This window comes from Microcoleus sp. PH2017_35_SFW_U_B (assembly GCF_020737865.1).
Classification (GTDB): domain Bacteria; phylum Cyanobacteriota; class Cyanobacteriia; order Cyanobacteriales; family Microcoleaceae; genus Microcoleus.
Map to the genome: position 1 here is coordinate 1 of NZ_JAEQDE010000079.1, position 19,207 is coordinate 19,207.

Sequence of the window (19,207 nt, forward strand, 5' to 3'; positions counted from 1 at the left end):
GCCTGTGACGGGTACGAACAGCATGAAGAAGTGCAACCAACGTTTGTTGGAGAACGCAATTCCGAAGATTTGCGACCAAAAACGGTTAGCTGTAACCATTGAATAGGTTTCTTCGGACTGAGTTGGGTTAAAAGCTGGGAAAGTGTTAGCACCTTCGCCATCTTCAAACAGGGTGTTTTCCACGGTGGCACCGTGGATAGCGCACAGCAGCGCACCGCCCAAGATGCCTGCAACGCCCATCATGTGGAAGGGGTTGAGCGTCCAGTTGTGGAAGCCTTGCAGGAATAGCAGGAAGCGGAAAATTGCTGCGACGCCGAAGCTGGGTGCGAAGAACCAGCCTGATTGACCCAAGGGGTAGAGCAGGAACACCGACACAAACACGGCGATGGGGCCTGTGAATGCGAGGGCGTTGTAGGGACGGATGCCGACTAAACGGGCGATTTCGATCTGACGCAGGCAGAAGCCGATCAGTGCGAAGGCGCCGTGGAGGGCGACAAATGCCCACAGGCCACCGAGTTGGAACCAGCGGGTGAAGTCCCACTGTGCTTCGGGGCCCCACAGGAACAGCAGGGAGTGTCCGAGGCTGTTGGCTGGGGTGGAGACTGCTACGGTGAGGAAGTTGGCTCCTTCGAGGTAGGAACTTGCCAAACCGTGGGTGTACCAAGAGGTAACGAAGGTGGTGCCGGTTAACCAGCCACCGATTGCCATGTAAGCGCAGGGGAATAGCAGGATGCCAGACCAGCCTACGAAGACGAAACGATCGCGCTTGAGCCAGTCGTCGAGTACATCAAAGATGCCTCTTTCGTTCTCGGCGCGTCCGACTGCGATTGTCATTACGCTAATCTCCAAATAGATATAATTACGACGGATTTGTCTCTAGTCATTATTGCCCAAATGTTGATCTGCTTAACAGAAAATGGGTTGAATTATGAACAGAGTTTACTTTTCTTTACCGTATTTAAGATTATAGGGGTAATTCTTTACAATGGCAAGCATTTCTTCAAGAAGTTCGGGATCTTGACTGGTTCGGGAAGTCCTCTAAGTTCTCGAATAAACCCGGAATCCTTGCCGGCACGGGGACAGCGCCCTTACAGCAAGCGATGTTTTTTACCGCAATACTTTGTTACAGCCCGTCGGAAAAGTAAAAAACCGGGTTTTTTGAGTCTTGATGCGTAAGTCCTGTCCTAAGTCCTGTCCTATATATATACTGAGGGTAGAGTTCCAAACTTAGGTTTTTAAGACTATATGTTCAGCATTGACATGATTGTGAAGAACACGCCCGTCTCGCTGTCGGTGCAGCGGAAATCGGTGGAGGACGCTGAGGCTGTTTACCAGCAGGTTTTAGAGGCAATGCGTAACTCCCAACCGCAAATTTTGGAACTTACTTGTGAGAAAAATACTGAGAAAAAGGTAGCTGTTCTCAGCAGCGAGATTTCTGGGGTGGTGATTTCTCAGAAATCGGGAAGTGCTTCTACGGGAAGAGCACCGGGTTTTGTTTCGATGACTTTGGCAGAATGAGGGCTGGGGGTGTGGGCGCCGATATGAGCCAGTCAGCGGTTGCTGTGCGGGATTTGGGTTTTTGCTGGCCGTCGGGCGATCGAGTTTTGCAAGGTTGCTCTCTGGATGTACCCAAGGGTGAGTTTTGGATGCTTTTGGGTACTAACGGTAGCGGCAAATCTACGCTGCTGAGGCTGATGGCTGGGCTGCTGCACCCCCAATCGGGCGAAATTGATCTGGGCGGGCGCGTGGGTTTTGTGTTCCAAAATCCCGATCACCAGTTGGTAATGCCGACGGTGGGTGCGGATGTGGCTTTTGGTTTGGTTGAGGAAAGGCTTTCTAATCTTCAGGTGCGCCAGAGGGTGGCTGAGGCTTTGGAGGCGGTGAATTTGCTGGATTTACAACGGCGGCCGATTTATGCTTTGAGTGGGGGCCAGAAGCAGCGGATTGCTTTGGCTGGGGCGATCGCCCGTCATTGCGAAATTTTGCTGTTGGATGAACCTACGGCTTTGTTAGATCCTGATTCTCAGTTGGATTTGGTGGCGGCGGTGCAGCGGTTGGTGAAAAATCGCGGGATTACGGCTTTGTGGGTGACTCACCGTTTGGATGAGTTGAATTATTGTGATGGGGCTTTTTTGTTGGAAAAAGGCCAAGTTGTCGATCGGGGAGATCCGGCGCGTTTGAAGCAGCGGTTGATGCAAAGCCAAGATGTTTAGCGATCGAGCAATTTTAGAATATGGTGTCATTAGAATATGGTGTCATTGTTCTTGAAAATATGTTGTCATTGCGAGCGTCTTAGCGAAGCAATCTCTGGGCTCTGCGATTGCTTCGCTAAGAGCTCGCAATGACATTCAAGGACTCGCAATGATATTCAAGGACTCGCAATGACATTCATCGCAATCCTCGATCGCGCAACCAAGCGTCAGCCCAAATTGTATCAGCCTCTGACAGCGCTGGTATGACTTCCCAGTTACGATAATCTATCTTGAGATCGTAACTTGCTACGTCGTAAATTTCAGTGAATAACTCCTGTAAATTGATTACAGGTTCCGTATCACCCGATCGCAGTGGCAAAGGAAAAGCTGGCATCGGGTTCTGCACGTTAAAAGCGTACAAATCTGCTCTGGGGCGGCGATTTCCCCGACACACCAAAACGCTATAGTGACTTTCAATGTCATTACCAATAACTGGCATTTTTTCACCGCGCCGCAATAAATCTATTTCAATTAAATGAGTGCGGCTACCTAAAATCTCTTCTCGCTTTTTTTCGTACATTTGTCGTCCTTTTCCTGTGCGTTTATTGCTAGGCGAGAGAATTTCAATGAGGGTGATTAATTCTTGGTTTCCCCTTTCTCTAATTTCTAAATAGCCTTCCCGAACCTGGTATGGCATGGGAATATTCACTGTTAATGGTTGTGTTGGTGGATCTGCAACGGCTACGTTTGATGTTATTAATTCGGTTGTGGTTCTTGGCTGAATTACGTTTACATCAGGAATGCCAATTGATAAATTGTCGTCAGCGGTTTCATACATTCTCACTTCTACAGACACTAAATACTTAGGACGTAGTTGTGGAGATAACAATCTGGCAATTTCAATAATTAGCCAGTGGTGTAGGGCAGGCCAGAGTTCTGGATGCTCTAAATACGGATCCATACCGGGAAAGGGAGATGGCATTGATTTGACTCCTTGACTTAAGTCTATTTATAGTTTAGCAAGCTTTTTTGGGGCGCCAATGCTGTAAAAGATTAATCGATCGCACATCTGGCATTTATTGCAGTCCACCGGGAGTTTAAATCTCTGTCTCATGGTTAAAGTCCGTCGGGGGTTTAAACCCCCGTCTCATAGCTAAAGTCGTCCGTCGCCGACTGAAAATGCAAGAAATCGCAACTTCAATCTTTTTTTCAATCCTTTCTTTCTTTAGTCCACAAAGCGTGGACTTTAGCTATGAGGCAGAGGTTTAAACCCCTGCCGGAATATTGCAGCAACAAGTGCCGGAATGTGCCAACAAACGCCATATATAAGTTCGATCGTCCTAACGTTCGATCGACGACAATTGCATCGGAATTGGCACGCTGGTTTCATTTGCCGACAGCGCATTCACAAACACAATTGTATGGGAGACAGCGGGCATTAAGCGGCGGAGTGCATTAAGATAAGATTCCGCATCGGGGCGGCGGGCGAAACGGGCGACTGTTAACCGCTGACACTTGGGGAGGTGGCGAATTATGCACCAAGGTTGAAGTCGATCGCGATATGTGGGTTCTTTTGGTATCATAGGAAAATCCTTCCCACTTTTGTGGGTGGTGAATGAAAAGCGATCGCTCTAGATTTCTCAGGTCACGGGGCGATCGCTGTTAACTATTTATTTAAAGCTATGAGCATAGCTGCTGTCAAGCATAAATGGGATTAATTCGGTTGCGAGTTCGAGAATTCGCTGAGGAGAAGGGTTGGACGCTCAAAGAAGTCTCTGACAGAACGGGAATTCCCTACAGCACTGTTAAAAAATACGCCCAAGCTCCCAAAATGGCAACGGTGGACTATACGGCTTTGCAGAAACTGGCTGAAGTCTTCGATGTGATGGTGGAAGACTTGGTTGAGGTTTTGGAACGGTAAACTGATTTGTCAAGTGCAAGATGGGTCTAATTCGATTGCGGGTTCGAGAATTTGCTCAAGAGAAGGGTTGGACGTTGAAAGAAGTTTCTGAGCGATCGGGCATTCCTTACAGTACCGTTAGAAGCTATGCTCATTCTCCCAAACTGGCAACGGTAGACTATACGGCTTTAAACAAAATGGCTCGGGTGTTCGATATTGCGATCGAGGATTTGGTTGAGATATTAGAACAGTAAACTAATTTTTAGGTGGCAACGTGGAATTAATTCCGTTGCCAGTTATATAATTTGCTCAAGATAACTGTTCAATCTCCGATTCTTCAACTAAATTGATATTGTTTTATTCAGAATCAACACATTTTCCCTCTTCCCTCTGGGTGCATCTCAATGCAAGCGAATATATCCGTAGGGGCGAAGCATGACCGCAGTCAATATGGGATTATAACTAATAACTTATATGCGGTCATGCTTCTTCAGGCTTCAAAAACCAGATGCACCCTTCCCTCTCTTTAACCAAAACTTTTTCGGTTAACTATTTAATTTTTAATTTTTCTCTATCTCATTCAGCTTTTGGGCGACTAGCTTCCTGACTTATGTAAATATTTTCTGCAATTGGCATAGCATCTCTAGTCCATAGAGGTTGCATGATTTTTTATTGCAGACTAGGATAATGCAATAATGCGCGAATAGCTTCCAGTAGCACTTACGCACCATAGCCAGGTGTAAGTCAACGACAGCGGATTGCCCCTTATTTCACCCTATATGTAGGGGCTGTGCCTAAGTCCTGTTCAAGGAGATATTTAATGAATCGTAATAATTGGCGACTACCTGTAACTGGGCTGCGGTTTTTACTTTTTGTGCTGTTGGTGATGGGCATATTTTTTAGAGTTGTCAATATCGATCGCAAATTCTACTGGTTTGATGAAACTTACACTTCCTTGCGAGTGTCTGGCTACTCAGGGAAATCTGTTCAGGAGCAAGTATTCAATGGGCCAGCAGTCACTAGCCAAGATTTATTTAAATATCAGAGCATTAATAATAAAAATAACGAAATCGATACTATTAAGGGTTTAGCAGCAGAAGAAGGTCAACTGCCACCACTCTATTTTCTGATAGCGCGATTTTGGGCTAAATTGTTTGGAACTAGCGTTACAGCCATGAGAAGCTTGCCTGCTGCGATTAGTTTACTACAGTTTCCCTGCGCTTATTGGCTCTGCCTGGAATTGTTTGAGTCTCCCATGGTGGGATGGGTAGCAATGGCATTGATATCGGTTTCGCCCATCCACGTGCTGTACGCTCAGGAAGCACGACCCTATTCTTTGTTGACTGTGTTAACTTTACTATCCAGTGCGGTTTTGCTGCGGGCTATGCGACTTAAAACTAACCTGCAATGGGGAATTTATACAGCAATTACAGTAGTCAGCATTTACACTCATCTTTATGGTTTACTTGTTTTGATAGCACATGGAATCTATCTACTTATAATTGAAAAAGTGAGATTGAGTAAAACCACTTTTTCTTATGCTATCGCCTTTGCAGTCACGCTAATCGCAGGTTTAATCTGGTATTTGACCATCATTTATTGCCGACCTCTGCACGCTAATCCAAGCCTGCTGCAACCAGAACCTAAAATAGCGTTGACATCTTTAATGGCAAGGTGGATCGGGAATAGTAGCAGGATTTTTTTTGATATAAATATTGATGCGATGAGCTCATTCAAAAAGATGCTGCCTGCGATTCCTGTGATTGTATTTTTATTAATTTTAGTGGCATATTCGATTTATTTTGTCTGCCGCCACACTTCCCAACCGATTTACGCTTTCATCTTGGCTTTGATTATTTTTACATCCGTGCCTCTGATGATGGGAGATTTAATTTTAGGTGGACGGCGGCTCTCAGGCTACGCTCGATATCTAATTCCTACTTATCTGGGTTTGCAGTTGGCTGTGGCTTATTTGCTGACTGCGAAAATTACTTCTTCTACTGTTAATACCTGGCGGCAGAAGTTTTGGCAGTTGGTTGCAATAGGAGTGTTTTCGGCTGGAGTCCTGTCTTGCACCCTGAGTTCTCAAGCAGAAGTTTGGTGGAATAAAGGTCTGGATCAAGGCAAATTCACTATTCCTATAGCGCGCATCGTAAATCAAGCTAATTCTCCGCTGTTGATTACTGATACTGCGATCGGTGAACTCATTCCTTTGAGCCGTCGGCTCGATCCGAAAGTGAAAATTCTGTGGGGAGATCGACTTAAGCTTGCTCAGCATCCTAAAAATTACAGCAATTTGTTTGCATTTCTTCCCAGTAAGGAACTCCAAGAGAGGCTTAAAAAAGAATATAAATACAAGTTAAAGCCTGTTTTTCTTAATTCAGAGGTGACTTACGATACGCGGCTTTGGGAACTTATTGATAAGTGAGTGGCTATGGCGCATCTAAGTGCAGTAATCTCAAATGCTGACTTTTTTCATGGGAATTCTCAGGGTATGGCAACTGTAGATTATACGGCTTTGGACAAGATGGCTCGTGGGTTTGAATTTGCGATCGACAATTTAGTCGAAATTCTGGAACAGTAAACTAATTTGTCGATCGCACATTTTGCACTTATTCCAACAGTCCGTCGGGGGTTTAAACCCCCACCGGAATCTGGCAACAAATGCAAGATATCAGTTCGATCGCATTAAACTTCGATCGGCAATTGCATCGGAATTGGCACGCTGTTTTCATCTAACACAGACACCGCATTCACGAAAACAATTGTATGCGGGACTGCGGGCATTAAGCGGCGCAGTGCGTTTAGGTAAGATTCGGCATCGCGGCGACGGGCGAAGCGGGCGACTGTTAACCGCTGACACTTGGGGAGGTGGCGAATTAGATGCCAAGGTTGAAGTCGATCGCGATATGTCGGTTGTTTTGGTATCATAGGAGTATCCTTCCCACTTTTGTGGGTGGTGAATGAAAGGCGATCGCTCTTGATTTATCAGGTCTGAGGGCGATCGCTATTGACTGTATATTCATACAATTACGACTACTCGTAATTGTCAAGGGCCAAATGGGACGAATTAGACTGCGAGTTCGAGAACTTGCTCAAGAAAGGGGTTGGACTCTCAGGGAAGTCTCCAACAGAACAGGCATTCCATATACTACGATCGCCACCTATGCCAGTTCTCCGGGTATGGCAACTGTAGACTACACGGCATTGGACAAATTAGTCCGTGTATTTGAGATTCCGATCGAGGATTTAGTAGAAATTTTGGAATATTAAACTGATTTGTTAGCGGGAAAATGGGGTTAATTCGGTTGCGGGTTCGAGAACTAGCCCAAGAGAAGGGTTGGACGCTTAAAGAGGTTTCTGAGCGATCGGGCATTCCTTACAGTACCGTTAGAAGTTATGCCCATTCTCCCAAGTTGGCAACTGTCGATTATACGGCTTTGAACAAATTGGCCCGTGCGTTCGATATTGCGATCGAAGATTTGGTTGAGATTTTGGAGGAATAAACTGATTTGTCAGCGGGAATATGGGACGAATTAGGCTGCGAGTTCGGGAATTTGCTCAAGAAAAGGGTTGGAATCTGACAGAAGTCTCCAAAAGAACAGGTATTCCCTATAAAAACCCGCTATGGGAAGACCGTAACTTGCAATATAATTCAATCAACAGACTGAACAGAATTTTCTTCCAACCACTTCGCTAACGTATCCTGGGTTTCCCCATCAGATGCTAAGCGTTCCATTATACCCACAACTTCCATCTCAGGAACCTCAAGAGAATATCCATTTACTTCCAGGAAAGTTGCCATCACAGCAAACGCTGTTCTTTTATTTCCGTCAATAAAGGGGTGATTCTTTGTCAAGCCATAGCCATAGGCTGCTGCTAAATCAAACAAAGTCGGTTCACCATAGCCAAATAGATGCCTCGGTCTGGCTAAACTACCTGAGAGAAGATTGTCGTCTCTAATTCCCGGACTACCCCCATGCTGAGCAATTTGATCTGCATGAATGATTGTTGCTATTTCTTCTCCCATCCAAAATGGTTCGCTCATTTAGCAAGTTCCCGCAGCGCATTTTTATACTTTTCGCTGACTTTCCTATAAGCTTTCATTGCTTTATCGATTTGAGGATTGCAGGTAGTGAGTTGAATTCCATCAGGAGTTTCTGTGAGGAAAAGATTATCTCCCTCACCGATTTTGAGTTGTTGCAATACTTCTTCAGGCAGAGTTATGACTAAAGACTCTCCAACTTTTTGAATTTTGACCGCGTACATAGCATTACCTAAAAAGATTACTTACCTAATATAAACCTATTCGATCGCCCTCATTCCCAGAAACCGGGTTTTTTCCAGCATATTCGCCGCAGTGCAAAGACTCAGAAAAAACCCGGTTTCTCTGCCGCAACGCGTAAGTGTCGATCGCACTTAATTCCGCAAATCCTCAAAATCTCCAAAATCCTCAATTCCGGCACGAATTGCCAAAAGTGCGTGAAGCGTAGCTATCCCGCAGGGAATCGACCCTGCCAATCTTGATGAAAACCCGCTAGTTGATGCTAAAAATTGGGCGATCGCACTTATCAGAGCCTCAATTTCTTTTTCTAAGTTTTCCTGCAACTTCTGTTCCACTTCTAATTCAATTTGCGATCGAAGTTTAGCCTCAATTTCCCGTTCTAATGTTTGGCGTAATCGATATTCCTGTGCTTTTTCCCGTTGTTGTTGTTTTTCGCGATCGATTTCAACTCTTTGCTTAATTGCTTCCTCAGCGATGCGAATATTTTCTTCAATGGGTAAACCTTCAGGAGTAGTCATCGGCCCGTACCATGTCGCTTTTGAATCTGGGGGATTGCGACGACCAAAAAATATCCGAATCGCTTCATCATCATCCCGATGCGATAGGACATAAGCTTTTAATTCGGATCTGCTCATTTCATCAAAGTTCGGTTTCATCCAAAAACCTCCAAAATCCATTACTAGATACGATTACTTGCAGCTCATCACTTACGAAAATATATACTTCTCTGGTTCGAGCATTAAAACGGAATAGTTGAATATCTCGGTAGTAGCTAGAGAACATCTGGCAGACGCGCAGACAGGCTTGGGCTTGTTCGTCAGTAGGATTAATCGATCGTTCCTCAATTGTGACACAAACTTTAGAATATAATATAACTTACGCATAGGAACCCAGAAACCGGGTTTTTACGAGACTAATTCGCGACAGTGCAAAGACTCGGTAAAAACCCGGTTTCTTTGTCGGAGTGCATAAGTCCATGTGAAATAGTAGGTTACGCAACCTCTTCTAACTCAGGAATATGTTCAGCTTCATAGTTTTCAATTAAGACACTAATAACGTCCATCATCGAAGCAAGGGGATGGCTTTCATCCTCGCCGATTCGATCGATTAGACTATCTAGAAGCTCGACTAAATGCTCGTATTCTTCTTCCGTGCAAGGGACAAAAACCGTTTTAGCAATAGATGACCAAGCAGCAATTGTTCGATCGATATCAAGATTTTGCATCATTCTTTCCACCTCTCTTCATCATATTCTGCATGAGTTAATACAGCCCGAATGTAGACTTTGTTCCGATTGTAATGAATAGCAGCAATGAGTCGAACTTTATTTCCTCCTAGGTTGAATACAGTTAATTTCCCTACTCGATCGGCAGACGGAAATAGTTCGCGGAGTTCAACGAAGGTCGCAAATTCATTTTGTTTGACAAGTTTGTACCACTGAACCAAGGCATTTTGTGTATCTGGATGAAGTTTAGCAAACTCATTAAGCCGTTTGCGGGTAATTACGTGCATATTAATTTGCTCATGCCTCCTCCTCTTTAATTCTTGGCGTTTTACTCAGCATGACATATACGCTTTGTGTAATTCCAGTTTATCAAATTCCAGAAAAAAAGGGAGAAATTCTCACTCTCCCCTTCTCCCCGCGCCGGATACGGCATTGCCGTTTCCCTACTTCATCTCATATCCAAACAAATTCGGATCGACTTCACCCAAATTCAAATCAGCCAAACCATACTCAGCCCAACGCCGCTGAACCATCGCCGCCATATCCGGATCGGATTCCAAAGGTTTACCCCATTCGTGCTCGGTTTCTGGCGGCATCTTCGTAGTAGCATCAATCCCCATTCTGCCTCCCAAACCAAGTTTTTCACTAGCAAAATCTAACGTGTCAAAAGGCGTATTCGGCAAGATAAATACATCTCGAACTGGATCGACTTTAGAACTAATTGCCCATACTACTTGACGCGGGTCGCGAATGTTGATACTTTTATCGACAACAATCACAAACTTGGTGTAAGTAAACTGCGGCAATGCACTCCAAAATGCTAAAGCAGCTCTTCGCGCTTGACCGGGATAAGCTTTATCGATCGAGATAATTGCAGCTTTATAACTCAGCGCTTCCATTGGTAGGAAGAAATCGACAATTTCCGATACTTGTTGCCGCAAAATAGGAGTGTAAATGCGATTCAGCGCGATCGCCATCATAGCCTCTTCTTTCGGTGGCCGCCCGCTAAATGTCGTTAAATAAATCGGATCTTTGCGGTGCGTCATGCAGTTAAAGCGAACCAGCGGCGAATCTTCCACACCGCCGTAATAACCCATGTGGTCGCCAAAAGGCCCGTCGGGTAACACTTCCCCCGGTGTAATCGTTCCTTCTAACACGATTTCCGAGTCTGCGGGTACTTCCAAATCTACGGTTTTGCACTTCGCTAAACTTACGCCGGAACCGCCGTAAAGTCCGGCAAATAACCATTCGGATAAATCTACAGGAATCGGTGTTGCTGCTGCGAGGATGATTAAAGGATCGACTCCCAGGGCGATCGCAACTTCCAACTTTTTACCAGCTTGTGCAGCTTTCCGCAAGTGCCGCGCCCCGCCACGGACAGATAACCAGTGTACAGTCATCGTGTTTTTTGACTGCAACTGCAACCGATAAACGCCCACATTCGGCGTACCGGTTTCGCAATCCTTGGTAATTACCAAACCGAGGGTGATAATTTTGCCCGCATCTCCCGGATAGGGGCGAATCATCGGGATTTTGTTCAAATCGACGCCTTCTCCCTCAAATACCACTTGCTGACAAGCTGGGAAGAAGTCGCGGCCTGGTTTGGCTTTCACTACGTCGAACAGCACTTTGCCAAATTCGATCGCCTGGGAAATCTTTTTCGGCGGTTTGGGCTGTTGTAGCATACCTAATTTTTTGCCGAGTTCTTCAAGTTCGATCGGCTTTTCCATGTTCATCGCCCAGCAAACCCGTTCTTCCGTGCCCAACAGGTTAATGGCGACGGGGAATTCTGCCCCTTTGACGTTCTCAAACAGCAATCCGGGGCCGCCTTTGACTAGCATTTGATTGGAAATTTCGGCAATTTCGAGGTCGGAATCGACTAAAGCGCTGATCCGGCGCAGTTGTCCTCTGTCTTCTAGCAGTTTGAGGAAGCCTCGCAAGTCTCTAGCCATTTTTTTTAAGATTTGTTAACGTTATTTATTTATTATGATGGCCGTCGGGCTGTTTGGGATCGAGTCGCAAATGCGCGGAAAGTACGCACGGTGTCCCCAAACGGTAGCTATCCCGTCAGGAATTGTCCAAAGGTATGTAGTTGCGCTTCAGCGCTCTTTGATATAGAAAAGAGCGCTGAAGCGCAACTACATACCTAAAAATTAACCCGTATCAGAATGCCAGTTGCGTCCAGGATGGTCGAAATTTCAAATTTTGTGACATTGAACTGCGATCGACACCTAAGGTTAAGAAAATAATAAGGGCGATCGAAGAGCGATCCTCTTCCATGGCTTCGCTAACGCTACTTCCTAATCTTTTTAATCTAATGTTAACCAGAGATTAAGGAAAGATTATTGTTATTGCTCTCATTTTTGAATCATAAAAAGCTTAACCTAACTTTAATCATAATTTAAAACAAGCTTATTATAGTAGCTGTTTTTACTGGGAAATTCAGTCTATCCTAGGTCATAGATTTGCAAAGTCTGCTATCTAATTATTTAAGGACGAGGAGTTATGGTTTTCTTCACTAAAGGCTGGCGACGTGGCTTTATCGTTACCCTAGCAGTAGCAACATTTTCCCTAAGTTTGATTACTTCCGCTGTAGCTGCGGTAACATTAAACGGTTCGGGAGCAACTTTCCCTAAACCTTTGTACGATCGCTACTTCTCTCAGATGAGAAGCGCCAATCAAATTACTGTCAACTATGAAGGAACAGGCAGTGGTGCTGGTATCAAAGCGTTGATTGCTGGTAATGTTGACTTCGCAGGTAGCGACGCGCTGATGACTTCTGCACAAATCTCTCAGGTAAAGCGTGGCGTCATGGCAATTCCGACAGCCGGCGGCGCGGTTGCAGTTGTCTACAACTTGCCCGGAGTTAGCAATGTCAAGCTGAGTGCCGATGCGATGAAAGGCATCTTTGAAGGCAAAATTACCCGCTGGAATGATGCGAAAATCGCAGGGATTTCTGGACAAGCTAAAAATTTGCCAAATACTGCAATTCGAGTAGTTGTGCGGGCAGACAGCAGCGGTACAACCTTTATTTTTGCTAATCACTTGCAGGCGATCGGCAGCAGCATCAAAGCAGCAGCTCAACCGAGTTGGCCTGGTAGCCCCCTCAGCGGCCCAGGCAATCCCGGCGTAGCAGGTTTGGTTAAACAAACACCCGGTGCAATTGGCTACGTTCAAGATACTTACGCTCGCCAAAACAATCTGCAAACAGCGTTTATTCAAAATAAAGCTGGCAGATTTGTAGACGCTAACTTGGCAGAAGCCGAAAAAGCTTTAGCAGGGGAAACATACCCGGCAGACTTCCGCTTGGTTGAAGGAAATCCTAATGATGGATATCCGATTGTTGGCTTGACTTGGTTGTTAATCTACAAACAGTATCCTGCTGCGAAAGCAGATGCTATTAAAAAGATGGTTAATTGGGTGATGACTACAGGTCAAGGTTTGAACAAACAATTAGAGTTTACCTCGATTCCGCAAGCTACAGCTCAAAAGGTGATTCAAGCAGTGAATCAGAGTGTGGTTGCTAAAGGTTAATTAAAATATTTTCAGGGAGTTATGAGTTTTGAGTTAATTGTATGGCTCAAAACTCATACATTGCATTTATTAAGGTGCAGGCACTATGCTATCTATTTCATTAATCAAAGATTTCGCTGTTTACGCCATAACTTGGGTATGACCAATTATTCAAAGAAATCGAAAAAATCAACTCGGAAGTCTGCTGGAATCACCACCCACGTAGACTTGACTGATACGAAGGGTGAAGGTTTATGGCTGGAGTCGGGATTTACAGGATTTGTATGGGCTTTTGCTATAGCCACGGCGGGTACGCTCTTCTGGATGAGCGAGATAATTTTTAAGGATGCTTGGCCGGCTATTAGCAAATTTGGACTGGAGTTTTTGTGGAATCCCAAATGGGATATCGGTGAGTTGCAGTTTGGGGCTCTGCCGTTTATTTACGGTACGGTAGTTAGTTCTGCGATCGCCATTATCATAGCAATTCCTCTAGGACTTGCAGTCGCGATCGTTACCAGCGAGAACTTTTTGCCTGCTTGGGTGCGATCGCCCTTAGGATTCATGGTTGAATTAATCTCAGCCATTCCCAGCGTCATCGTTGGCCTGTGGGGCATCTTCGTCTTAATTCCCTTCCTGCTGCCTTTACAGCAGTCGCTGTTCAACAATTTTAGCTGGTTTCCCCTATTCAGCAGCGAACCTTTTGGGCCGGGAATGCTGCCCGCCGGCATACTTTTATCGATTATGATTTTGCCGACAGTCGCCGCCATCAGCCGCGATGTCTTGATGGCAGTTCCCGTAGATTTGCGAAGTGCTTCAATGTCACTGGGCGCTACCCGCTGGGAAACCATATTTAAGCTGTTATTACCAGCAGCAAGTTCGGGAATTATCGGAGCGACTATCTTAGCATTGGGACGCGCATTGGGCGAAACCATGGCAGTCACAATGGTAATCGGCAACTCGATTCAAATCAACCAATCTATATTAGCTCCCGGCTACTCAATCCCCGCTGTTTTAGCAAGTCAATTTCGGGAAGCTCAAGAAGAACTGCACATCGGCTCTTTAATGTATTTAGCCCTAATTCTATTTGTGATTACCCTATTGGTGAACGCAGTCGCAGTATTGCTGGTGCAGCTAATCGGCGTTAAGGGAGCTAAGAATTAACCATGACTCAAACACAAAAGTCCCACAATATTCTAGATGTAGAAATCAACAATTCGCTGTCGCTGAGCCGAAATTTGTTCAGCCGGGGAATGACAGTTATAGCATTCTCTCTCACAGGTCTGGCTCTGCTGCCTTTGTTCGCTATTTTGTACAAAATCTTGGGCGAGGGACTGACACATTTGAGTTGGGAAGTGCTAGTGTCTCTACCCGCACCCGTCGGAGTTGAAGACCAGCCCAACGGCTTTGCAAATGCGATTCTTGGTACAGCTTTAATGGTAGGAATTGCCACATTATTGAGCGTGCCAATCGGCGTAATGACCGGAATATTTCTGTCAGAGTTTGGCAGAGACAATAAAGCTATAGCAAATACTATCCGCTTTATCACCGTCATTCTAAGTAGCGTTCCCTCAATTGTTGTCGGCGTGTTTGCTTACGCTTTAATTGTTGTGACAACTAAGTCATTCTCAGGATTGGCCGGCGGTTTCGCGCTGGGGATTATCATGCTGCCGGTTGTAGCGCTGACAACAGAACAAGCATTAAAATTAGTGCCTGCTTCTTACCGCCTCGCTTCTGCTGGTTTGGGAGGCGGACGCTTTCAAACAATGTTTCGGATTATTATTCCCTCAGCACTTCCAACTATTACCACAGGCATTTTACTCGCAGCTTCCCGCGCCGCCGGCGAAACTGCACCGCTAATCGTAACTGCCTTGTCCAGCCAATTTTGGCCTCCTTTAGTTGAGAAATTGGGCGAGATAGTTCAGTCTCCCGTCGGCGCAGAAACCATGGCAAAAATCCAAGAAATTCCCGAGACACTGCTAACTCCGACTCCTTCTATGTCTGTATTAATATACAGTTACGCCAGCTCTCCTTACAAGGAGCAGAACGAATTGGCGTGGACTGCTGCTTCTGTCCTTTTGGGTATGGTTTTGCTCACCAGCTTAGCTTCTCGTGCCGTCACTCGCAAACGCTTGCAAAATCGGTAAATTGCTTGAGAAGGAAGTTCGGCAACCGTATGGGATGTAATGTATTTAACGGATTAATGTTAGACAAGATTGCATTCATTCTCTTTCCTCTCTTCAAAATATCTGCGTTTATCTCTGTTTATCTGCCTTAAATCTGCGGTTTATGTATCAATATATCCGTGATTTACGAAACAAGTGCATAGATAGAACACCTAACTAAATAAAGCCATCAGGCCATATTCTGCATCTACTAAAAATCTACTGCTCACACTAGAAAAACTCCAAATAATGAAATCCAAAAGTAACTTAAAAGCTGAAAAATATAGCGACCAATTCCTCGAAGATACGACTCCTGAAATCGACCCCAATGCTATGCCAGCATTGCGGGTTCAGGACTTGAGCTTTTACTACGGCACTCACAAAGTTCTCGAAAATCTATCGATGAATATCCCTCACCCGCAAGTGACGGCGATTATCGGCCCTTCAGGTTGTGGCAAATCAACTTTTCTGAAAGCTCTCAACCGCATCGGCGAATTGGAGGGAAAAGTTCAAATCAAAGGCAGGGTTGAGTTTTTTGGACAGGATATTTACAGTCCTAAGGTAAATATTAATAGTTTGCGCCGCCAAATTGGCATGGTGTTTCAAAGACCGAATCCTTTTCCGCTGAGCATTTACGATAACATTGCTTACGGAGTCCGCATTTTTGGTCGAAAAAGCAAAGCAGAGTTAGACGAAATTGTGGAATCTGCCCTGAAAAGTGCGGCGCTTTGGGATGAGGTGAAAGATAATTTGAAGAAGTCGGCTCAGGGAATTTCGGGCGGACAGCAACAGCGACTTTGTATTGCTCGCGCTTTGGCTGTTAAACCGAAAATTTTACTGATGGATGAGCCTTGTTCTGCTCTCGATCCGATTTCTACTATGAAGATTGAGGAGTTGTTTCAAACTCTGCGGGAACAGTTAACTGTGGTGATTGTAACGCACAATATGCAGCAGGCGGCTCGGGTTTCTGATTATACGGCTTTCTTTAATACTGATGAAAGTCGCATCGGCCGCTTGGTGGAATTTGGGCCGACAAGCCGGATTTTCACTTCTGCCAGTAATTCTAGTACGAGGGATTACATTCAAGGTCGCTTCGGTTGATACTTAAATTGGAGCATCTCTGTTTTGGATGGGAGCATCTCATTTTTGTAAAAAGCATTTTTTATTATAGTGCTGTCCCCGCTCGCGTAGTGTAAAATACGCGAGCGGGGACAGCACTATAATAAATGCAAAACTGAGATGCTTCCGTTTTGCATTTTATAGTGCGAGTTCGCAATTTTTCGCTTGCTTTTATTATCTGGCAAGCATTTGCGAACTCACACTAAAAGAAAAAATACTTTTTGCAAAAGTGAGATGCAGTATACCCCTATTCTGGAAGCACTCCCGAAAAACAACAGGTTTCTCGGTACTTGTGCGGATATTCAACTAGCTGTAAATAGCTACAATTGATGTTATTGAAGCTCTCACTTCTCCTCGCTACTCCAAGACAACAGTAACCAATGGCCAGCTTGGTCGAGCAATTTAATTAGATTTTCAAACCTCCATTTACTTGTTGGACAACCAAACCTTAGCGCCACGGGCGGCATTTGCCACATCGCGGACTAAGGGTACGTAGTCATACCAGGCACTCGCATTGATGTCGCTGCGAGAACTGCGTTGCCAGCCTAAATTTGGTTCTGCAATCAGCGTCGTGATATCTGGGTTTTGGGCACGGAAGGTCGAATAGGCGCCGTCTACGTGCATGGGCCCGCCATCGGGATGTCCGCTGGGACGCTGTTGCACTTGTTCTAGAAAAGCTATCAGCCGATCGAGAATTTGTCCGTTTACACCATAGAAATGGGTGGTTTGAATCGCCCGAGTGTATGGTTTTAACAGCACTGCTGCTTCGGACGATCGCCCATTCGGATCTACCTTGGGTAAATTACTATCCGTCAAATAATGCCCCAAGTAGACCATCCCCCAATCCTGCCCTTGCAGTTGTTCGATTAACGCCGATTGCTGAGCGATTAGGGTTGGAGAAATTGCTAAATCATCTTCCATGACCAAAACGTTGGACAAGTTTTGCTGTCTGGCGTGTTTCAAAATGCTCAAGTGGCTCAGGAAGCAGCCCCACGCTCCGATACTAGGGAATTCACCCGCCGTCTCTGGACGACTCGCTGGGAAAATCTCAACACTATTAGTTGCCAAGGAAATCCCCACATTGGCAAGTTCCTTGGTAATGTCACGGCGGCGATCCTGGCGCTCTGGCAAATTCACCACGTAAGTCCGTTCAAAAAAATCCGTCAGTTTCATAAATTATGATTCTGTTAACCGTTACTATGATGTCGGACATCTTTACATATCCTAAACGCTAAGTACAAAATATCTTGTTCACCACAAGCGATCAACGGTGATTTCCTACATGATTCCCAAGTAAAATCACCACGACAATGCTGGAATGATGAGCTATTTTATACCAAGAATTAGGACGTTTAAAAGTTTTGCAGCCACCCAAATTGTTCGCAAGGCTTACAGATAACTATTAAGTTTGGTAACGAGCTATCCAGAAAGAAACTCGGTTTCCGAACCCCGCAGGAAAGTCCTGAACAATAAGCATGATGGTGTCTCCAGGCACATATTTGTATTAAACTAACCCTAGTGTAATTATGTCTCCCTCTCTGTTAAAGCGAGAATTAGGTGTTTTCGGTGCAACTCTCATGGGCCTCGGCTCGATTGTGGGCACGGGAGTATTTGTGAGTATCGGGATAGCTACGGAAATTGCGGGGCCGGGAGTGATTTGGGCTGTGACTGTTGCTGCTTTAGTTGCTGTTTGCAATGGTCTTAACAGCGCTCAGTTGGCGGCGAATCATCCTGTTAGCGGCGGTACTTATGAATATGGTTACAAATATCTCAATCCTTGGCTGGGTTTTACTGCCGGCTGGATGTTTCTTGTAGCTAAAACGGCTTCGGCTGCTACTGCTGCTTTGGGTTTTGCGGGGTATTTTTTAAGTGCACTTGGTGTAGCCGATCGCACTTATCTCATCCTAACGGCATTAATTGCCCTGGCCGCCCTAACTTTAATTGTCTTGACCGGCATCAGGCGATCGAATATCGCGAATACTGCCATAGTCTCAGTTACACTTTTATCTCTGACTGTCTTTATTGCTGCGGGTTTGCCAGAGGTCAGGTGGGAAATGCCGACGCTACAGAACGATAGCGCGATCGGCTCCATCCTCCACGCCACGGCCCTGATGTTTGTCGCCTACACCGGTTACGGTCGCATCGCCACCATGGGCGAGGAAGTGCGGGAACCGAGCAAAACCATTCCCAAAGCCATAATTTTCAGTTTAGTGCTGACAATGGTGCTTTACGTGGCGGTAGCGGTAGTTGTTGCAGGTGCGGGGGGAGCCGATAAATTGTCCCTGCAAGCAGCAACCACTGCTGCACCCTTGGAAGTCATCGCCCGCAGTTTTCCAATTCCCGGAGTTTCCCAACTGCTAGCCGTCGGCGCCATTACTGCCATGCTAGGAGTCTTGTTGAACTTAATTTTAGGCTTGTCGCGCGTGTGGCTGGCGATGGGGCGACGGTTGGATATGCCGAGAGTCCTGGCGCGTCTCAATCCTGCGGGGACAACTCCCTATGTGGCTGTCGTGGTTGTCGAAATTACGATCGCACTTTTAATCCTCATCGGCGATGTCAAAACCACTTGGTCGTTCAGTGCCTTTAGCGTTTTGATCTACTACGCTATCACCAACGCAGCCGCGCTACAACTGTCCCCCGCCGAAAGGCTTTACCCGCAATGGTTGGCTTGGGTGGGCTTGGCTTCATGTCTGTTTCTAGCTTTCTGGGTGGAGAGGCAAATTTGGTTGACAGGCTTGGGTTTAATTATCGCCGGTTTAATTTGGCGGGCGATCGTCCGGCTCCTAGCGAGAAACTAACACTATGATAGAT

24 protein-coding genes and 1 pseudogene are annotated in these 19,207 nt (G+C 45.6%); 14 read left to right on the top strand and 11 right to left on the bottom strand.

The features are described 5' to 3' along the window. On the bottom strand, positions 1–834 hold an 834-nt coding region (locus JGK36_RS21760), incomplete at its 3' end, for a photosystem II D2 protein (photosystem q(a) protein) (protein WP_293186092.1). 411 nt (positions 835–1,245) lie between these two features. Between JGK36_RS21760 and JGK36_RS21765 the strand changes: the two genes are divergently transcribed. Together JGK36_RS21765 and JGK36_RS21770 are read left to right on the top strand one after the other, a co-directional pair. Continuing rightward, positions 1,246–1,518, top strand: coding sequence for a hypothetical protein (locus JGK36_RS21765; protein ID WP_293157255.1), 273 nt, complete (start codon positions 1,246–1,248; stop codon positions 1,516–1,518). A gap of 23 nt (positions 1,519–1,541) precedes the next feature. After that, a complete protein-coding gene (locus JGK36_RS21770; RefSeq protein ID WP_293198005.1) occupies positions 1,542–2,213 on the top strand; it encodes an energy-coupling factor ABC transporter ATP-binding protein in 672 nt (223 codons plus the stop codon). 175 nt (positions 2,214–2,388) lie between these two features. Here the strand turns inward: JGK36_RS21770 and JGK36_RS21775 are convergent, their stop codons facing one another. Continuing rightward, positions 2,389–3,174 carry a DUF4058 family protein gene (locus tag JGK36_RS21775; protein WP_293186091.1) on the bottom strand — a complete coding sequence of 262 codons (786 nt, stop codon included), beginning with the start codon at positions 3,172–3,174 and terminating at the stop codon, positions 2,389–2,391. A 358-nt stretch (positions 3,175–3,532) separates the two neighbouring features. Continuing rightward, positions 3,533–3,775 carry a hypothetical protein gene (locus JGK36_RS21780; protein WP_293186089.1) on the bottom strand — a complete coding sequence of 81 codons (243 nt, stop codon included), beginning with the start codon at positions 3,773–3,775 and terminating at the stop codon, positions 3,533–3,535. A gap of 125 nt (positions 3,776–3,900) precedes the next feature. On the opposite strand from JGK36_RS21780, the gene JGK36_RS21785 reads away from it, so the two are divergent. From JGK36_RS21785 to JGK36_RS21800, 4 genes are all read left to right on the top strand, one after another. Beyond that, entirely contained in the window at positions 3,901–4,113 is a 213-nt protein-coding gene (locus tag JGK36_RS21785; RefSeq protein ID WP_293186087.1) for a helix-turn-helix transcriptional regulator, read from the top strand. A 20-nt stretch (positions 4,114–4,133) separates the two neighbouring features. After that, positions 4,134–4,346 carry a helix-turn-helix transcriptional regulator gene (locus tag JGK36_RS21790; protein WP_293186085.1) on the top strand — a complete coding sequence of 71 codons (213 nt, stop codon included), beginning with the start codon at positions 4,134–4,136 and terminating at the stop codon, positions 4,344–4,346. A 566-nt stretch (positions 4,347–4,912) separates the two neighbouring features. Then, the gene (locus JGK36_RS21795) at positions 4,913–6,520 is read left to right on the top strand and encodes a glycosyltransferase family 39 protein (protein WP_293198008.1); all 1,608 of its coding nucleotides are present in this window, start codon (positions 4,913–4,915) and stop codon (positions 6,518–6,520) included. Between the two features lie 6 nt (positions 6,521–6,526). After that, positions 6,527–6,676: a hypothetical protein gene (locus JGK36_RS21800; RefSeq protein WP_293198011.1), complete on the top strand. Its 150-nt coding sequence runs from the start codon at positions 6,527–6,529 to the stop codon at positions 6,674–6,676. Between the two features lie 104 nt (positions 6,677–6,780). Here JGK36_RS21800 and JGK36_RS21805 read toward each other — a convergent pair whose 3' ends face one another. Next, positions 6,781–7,023 carry a hypothetical protein gene (locus tag JGK36_RS21805; RefSeq protein WP_293186082.1) on the bottom strand — a complete coding sequence of 81 codons (243 nt, stop codon included), beginning with the start codon at positions 7,021–7,023 and terminating at the stop codon, positions 6,781–6,783. A gap of 129 nt (positions 7,024–7,152) precedes the next feature. Between JGK36_RS21805 and JGK36_RS21810 the strand changes: the two genes are divergently transcribed. The 3 genes and pseudogenes from JGK36_RS21810 to JGK36_RS21820 all read left to right on the top strand — a co-directional run. Beyond that, positions 7,153–7,365, top strand: coding sequence for a helix-turn-helix transcriptional regulator (locus tag JGK36_RS21810; protein WP_293186081.1), 213 nt, complete (start codon positions 7,153–7,155; stop codon positions 7,363–7,365). Between the two features lie 20 nt (positions 7,366–7,385). Continuing rightward, positions 7,386–7,598, top strand: coding sequence for a helix-turn-helix transcriptional regulator (locus JGK36_RS21815; protein WP_293186079.1), 213 nt, complete (start codon positions 7,386–7,388; stop codon positions 7,596–7,598). Positions 7,599–7,618: 20 nt separating this feature from the next. After that, positions 7,619–7,708, top strand: a pseudogene (locus JGK36_RS21820) (XRE family transcriptional regulator); the annotation flags it as partial. A 39-nt stretch (positions 7,709–7,747) separates the two neighbouring features. On the opposite strand, the gene JGK36_RS21825 reads toward JGK36_RS21820, so the two are convergent. The 6 genes from JGK36_RS21825 to JGK36_RS21850 all read right to left on the bottom strand — a co-directional run bounded on the left by JGK36_RS21825 (position 7,748) and on the right by JGK36_RS21850 (position 11,554). Beyond that, positions 7,748–8,140 carry a type II toxin-antitoxin system death-on-curing family toxin gene (locus tag JGK36_RS21825; protein WP_293186077.1) on the bottom strand — a complete coding sequence of 131 codons (393 nt, stop codon included), beginning with the start codon at positions 8,138–8,140 and terminating at the stop codon, positions 7,748–7,750. Next, the gene (locus JGK36_RS21830; RefSeq protein ID WP_293186075.1) at positions 8,137–8,361 is read right to left on the bottom strand and encodes an AbrB/MazE/SpoVT family DNA-binding domain-containing protein; all 225 of its coding nucleotides are present in this window, start codon (positions 8,359–8,361) and stop codon (positions 8,137–8,139) included. The genes JGK36_RS21825 and JGK36_RS21830 overlap by 4 nt, the downstream gene beginning before the upstream one ends. A 150-nt stretch (positions 8,362–8,511) precedes the next feature. Then, a complete protein-coding gene (locus JGK36_RS21835; protein ID WP_293186073.1) occupies positions 8,512–9,033 on the bottom strand; it encodes a hypothetical protein in 522 nt (173 codons plus the stop codon). 335 nt (positions 9,034–9,368) lie between these two features. Beyond that, complete coding sequence (locus JGK36_RS21840; RefSeq protein ID WP_293186071.1) at positions 9,369–9,605, bottom strand: hypothetical protein; 237 nt, start codon at positions 9,603–9,605, stop codon at positions 9,369–9,371. Further along, on the bottom strand, positions 9,602–9,889 hold the full coding sequence (locus JGK36_RS21845) for a type II toxin-antitoxin system HigB family toxin (RefSeq protein ID WP_293186069.1): 288 nt from the start codon (positions 9,887–9,889) through the stop codon (positions 9,602–9,604). The genes JGK36_RS21840 and JGK36_RS21845 overlap by 4 nt, the downstream gene beginning before the upstream one ends. 156 nt (positions 9,890–10,045) lie before the next feature. Beyond that, the gene (locus JGK36_RS21850) at positions 10,046–11,554 is read right to left on the bottom strand and encodes a UbiD family decarboxylase (protein ID WP_293186068.1); all 1,509 of its coding nucleotides are present in this window, start codon (positions 11,552–11,554) and stop codon (positions 10,046–10,048) included. Between the two features lie 553 nt (positions 11,555–12,107). Between JGK36_RS21850 and pstS the strand changes: the two genes are divergently transcribed. The 4 genes from pstS to pstB all read left to right on the top strand — a co-directional run bounded on the left by pstS (position 12,108) and on the right by pstB (position 16,378). Continuing rightward, positions 12,108–13,136, top strand: a complete 1,029-nt coding sequence (gene pstS / locus JGK36_RS21855) for a phosphate ABC transporter substrate-binding protein PstS (RefSeq protein WP_293198013.1) — start codon at positions 12,108–12,110, stop codon at positions 13,134–13,136. Between the two features lie 138 nt (positions 13,137–13,274). Then, positions 13,275–14,276 (top strand): phosphate ABC transporter permease subunit PstC, encoded by a 1,002-nt coding sequence (gene pstC / locus JGK36_RS21860; RefSeq protein WP_293192732.1) that lies wholly within the window; start codon positions 13,275–13,277, stop codon positions 14,274–14,276. 2 nt (positions 14,277–14,278) lie between these two features. Beyond that, positions 14,279–15,259 carry a phosphate ABC transporter permease PstA gene (gene pstA / locus JGK36_RS21865; RefSeq protein WP_293186063.1) on the top strand — a complete coding sequence of 327 codons (981 nt, stop codon included), beginning with the start codon at positions 14,279–14,281 and terminating at the stop codon, positions 15,257–15,259. 267 nt (positions 15,260–15,526) lie between these two features. Further along, positions 15,527–16,378 (top strand): phosphate ABC transporter ATP-binding protein PstB, encoded by an 852-nt coding sequence (gene pstB / locus JGK36_RS21870; protein ID WP_293186062.1) that lies wholly within the window; start codon positions 15,527–15,529, stop codon positions 16,376–16,378. A 444-nt stretch (positions 16,379–16,822) separates the two neighbouring features. On the opposite strand, the gene JGK36_RS21875 is transcribed toward pstB, so the two are convergent. Beyond that, positions 16,823–17,569, bottom strand: a complete 747-nt coding sequence (locus JGK36_RS21875) for a glycosyltransferase family 25 protein (protein WP_293186060.1) — start codon at positions 17,567–17,569, stop codon at positions 16,823–16,825. A 353-nt stretch (positions 17,570–17,922) separates the two neighbouring features. Here JGK36_RS21875 and JGK36_RS21880 point away from each other — a divergent pair, with 353 nt between their 5' ends. After that, on the top strand, positions 17,923–19,194 hold the full coding sequence (locus tag JGK36_RS21880) for an APC family permease (RefSeq protein WP_293192730.1): 1,272 nt from the start codon (positions 17,923–17,925) through the stop codon (positions 19,192–19,194). Positions 19,195–19,207 lie beyond the last annotated feature (13 nt).

Excerpts from the sequence above, each read along its gene's own strand:
- JGK36_RS21780 (WP_293186089.1), bottom strand. The coding sequence starts at position 3,775 with ATGATACCAAAAGAACCCACATATCGCGATCGACTTCAACCTTGGTGC.
- JGK36_RS21850 (WP_293186068.1), bottom strand. The coding sequence starts at position 11,554 with ATGGCTAGAGACTTGCGAGGCTTCCTCAAACTGCTAGAAGACAGAGGA.
- pstC (WP_293192732.1), top strand. The coding sequence starts at position 13,275 with ATGACCAATTATTCAAAGAAATCGAAAAAATCAACTCGGAAGTCTGCT.
- JGK36_RS21875 (WP_293186060.1), bottom strand. The coding sequence starts at position 17,569 with ATGAAACTGACGGATTTTTTTGAACGGACTTACGTGGTGAATTTGCCA.
- JGK36_RS21775 (WP_293186091.1), bottom strand. The coding sequence starts at position 3,174 with ATGCCATCTCCCTTTCCCGGTATGGATCCGTATTTAGAGCATCCAGAA.
- JGK36_RS21790 (WP_293186085.1), top strand. The coding sequence starts at position 4,134 with ATGGGTCTAATTCGATTGCGGGTTCGAGAATTTGCTCAAGAGAAGGGT.
- JGK36_RS21880 (WP_293192730.1), top strand. The coding sequence starts at position 17,923 with ATGTCTCCCTCTCTGTTAAAGCGAGAATTAGGTGTTTTCGGTGCAACT.
- JGK36_RS21815 (WP_293186079.1), top strand. The coding sequence starts at position 7,386 with ATGGGGTTAATTCGGTTGCGGGTTCGAGAACTAGCCCAAGAGAAGGGT.
- JGK36_RS21810 (WP_293186081.1), top strand. The coding sequence starts at position 7,153 with ATGGGACGAATTAGACTGCGAGTTCGAGAACTTGCTCAAGAAAGGGGT.
- pstS (WP_293198013.1), top strand. The coding sequence starts at position 12,108 with ATGGTTTTCTTCACTAAAGGCTGGCGACGTGGCTTTATCGTTACCCTA.
- JGK36_RS21835 (WP_293186073.1), bottom strand. The coding sequence starts at position 9,033 with ATGAAACCGAACTTTGATGAAATGAGCAGATCCGAATTAAAAGCTTAT.
- pstA (WP_293186063.1), top strand. The coding sequence starts at position 14,279 with ATGACTCAAACACAAAAGTCCCACAATATTCTAGATGTAGAAATCAAC.
- JGK36_RS21795 (WP_293198008.1), top strand. The coding sequence starts at position 4,913 with ATGAATCGTAATAATTGGCGACTACCTGTAACTGGGCTGCGGTTTTTA.
- pstB (WP_293186062.1), top strand. The coding sequence starts at position 15,527 with ATGAAATCCAAAAGTAACTTAAAAGCTGAAAAATATAGCGACCAATTC.
- JGK36_RS21825 (WP_293186077.1), bottom strand. The coding sequence starts at position 8,140 with ATGAGCGAACCATTTTGGATGGGAGAAGAAATAGCAACAATCATTCAT.
- JGK36_RS21845 (WP_293186069.1), bottom strand. The coding sequence starts at position 9,889 with ATGCACGTAATTACCCGCAAACGGCTTAATGAGTTTGCTAAACTTCAT.
- JGK36_RS21785 (WP_293186087.1), top strand. The coding sequence starts at position 3,901 with ATGGGATTAATTCGGTTGCGAGTTCGAGAATTCGCTGAGGAGAAGGGT.
- JGK36_RS21800 (WP_293198011.1), top strand. The coding sequence starts at position 6,527 with ATGGCGCATCTAAGTGCAGTAATCTCAAATGCTGACTTTTTTCATGGG.
- JGK36_RS21765 (WP_293157255.1), top strand. The coding sequence starts at position 1,246 with ATGTTCAGCATTGACATGATTGTGAAGAACACGCCCGTCTCGCTGTCG.
- JGK36_RS21805 (WP_293186082.1), bottom strand. The coding sequence starts at position 7,023 with ATGATACCAAAACAACCGACATATCGCGATCGACTTCAACCTTGGCAT.
- JGK36_RS21840 (WP_293186071.1), bottom strand. The coding sequence starts at position 9,605 with ATGATGCAAAATCTTGATATCGATCGAACAATTGCTGCTTGGTCATCT.
- JGK36_RS21770 (WP_293198005.1), top strand. The coding sequence starts at position 1,542 with ATGAGCCAGTCAGCGGTTGCTGTGCGGGATTTGGGTTTTTGCTGGCCG.
- JGK36_RS21830 (WP_293186075.1), bottom strand. The coding sequence starts at position 8,361 with ATGTACGCGGTCAAAATTCAAAAAGTTGGAGAGTCTTTAGTCATAACT.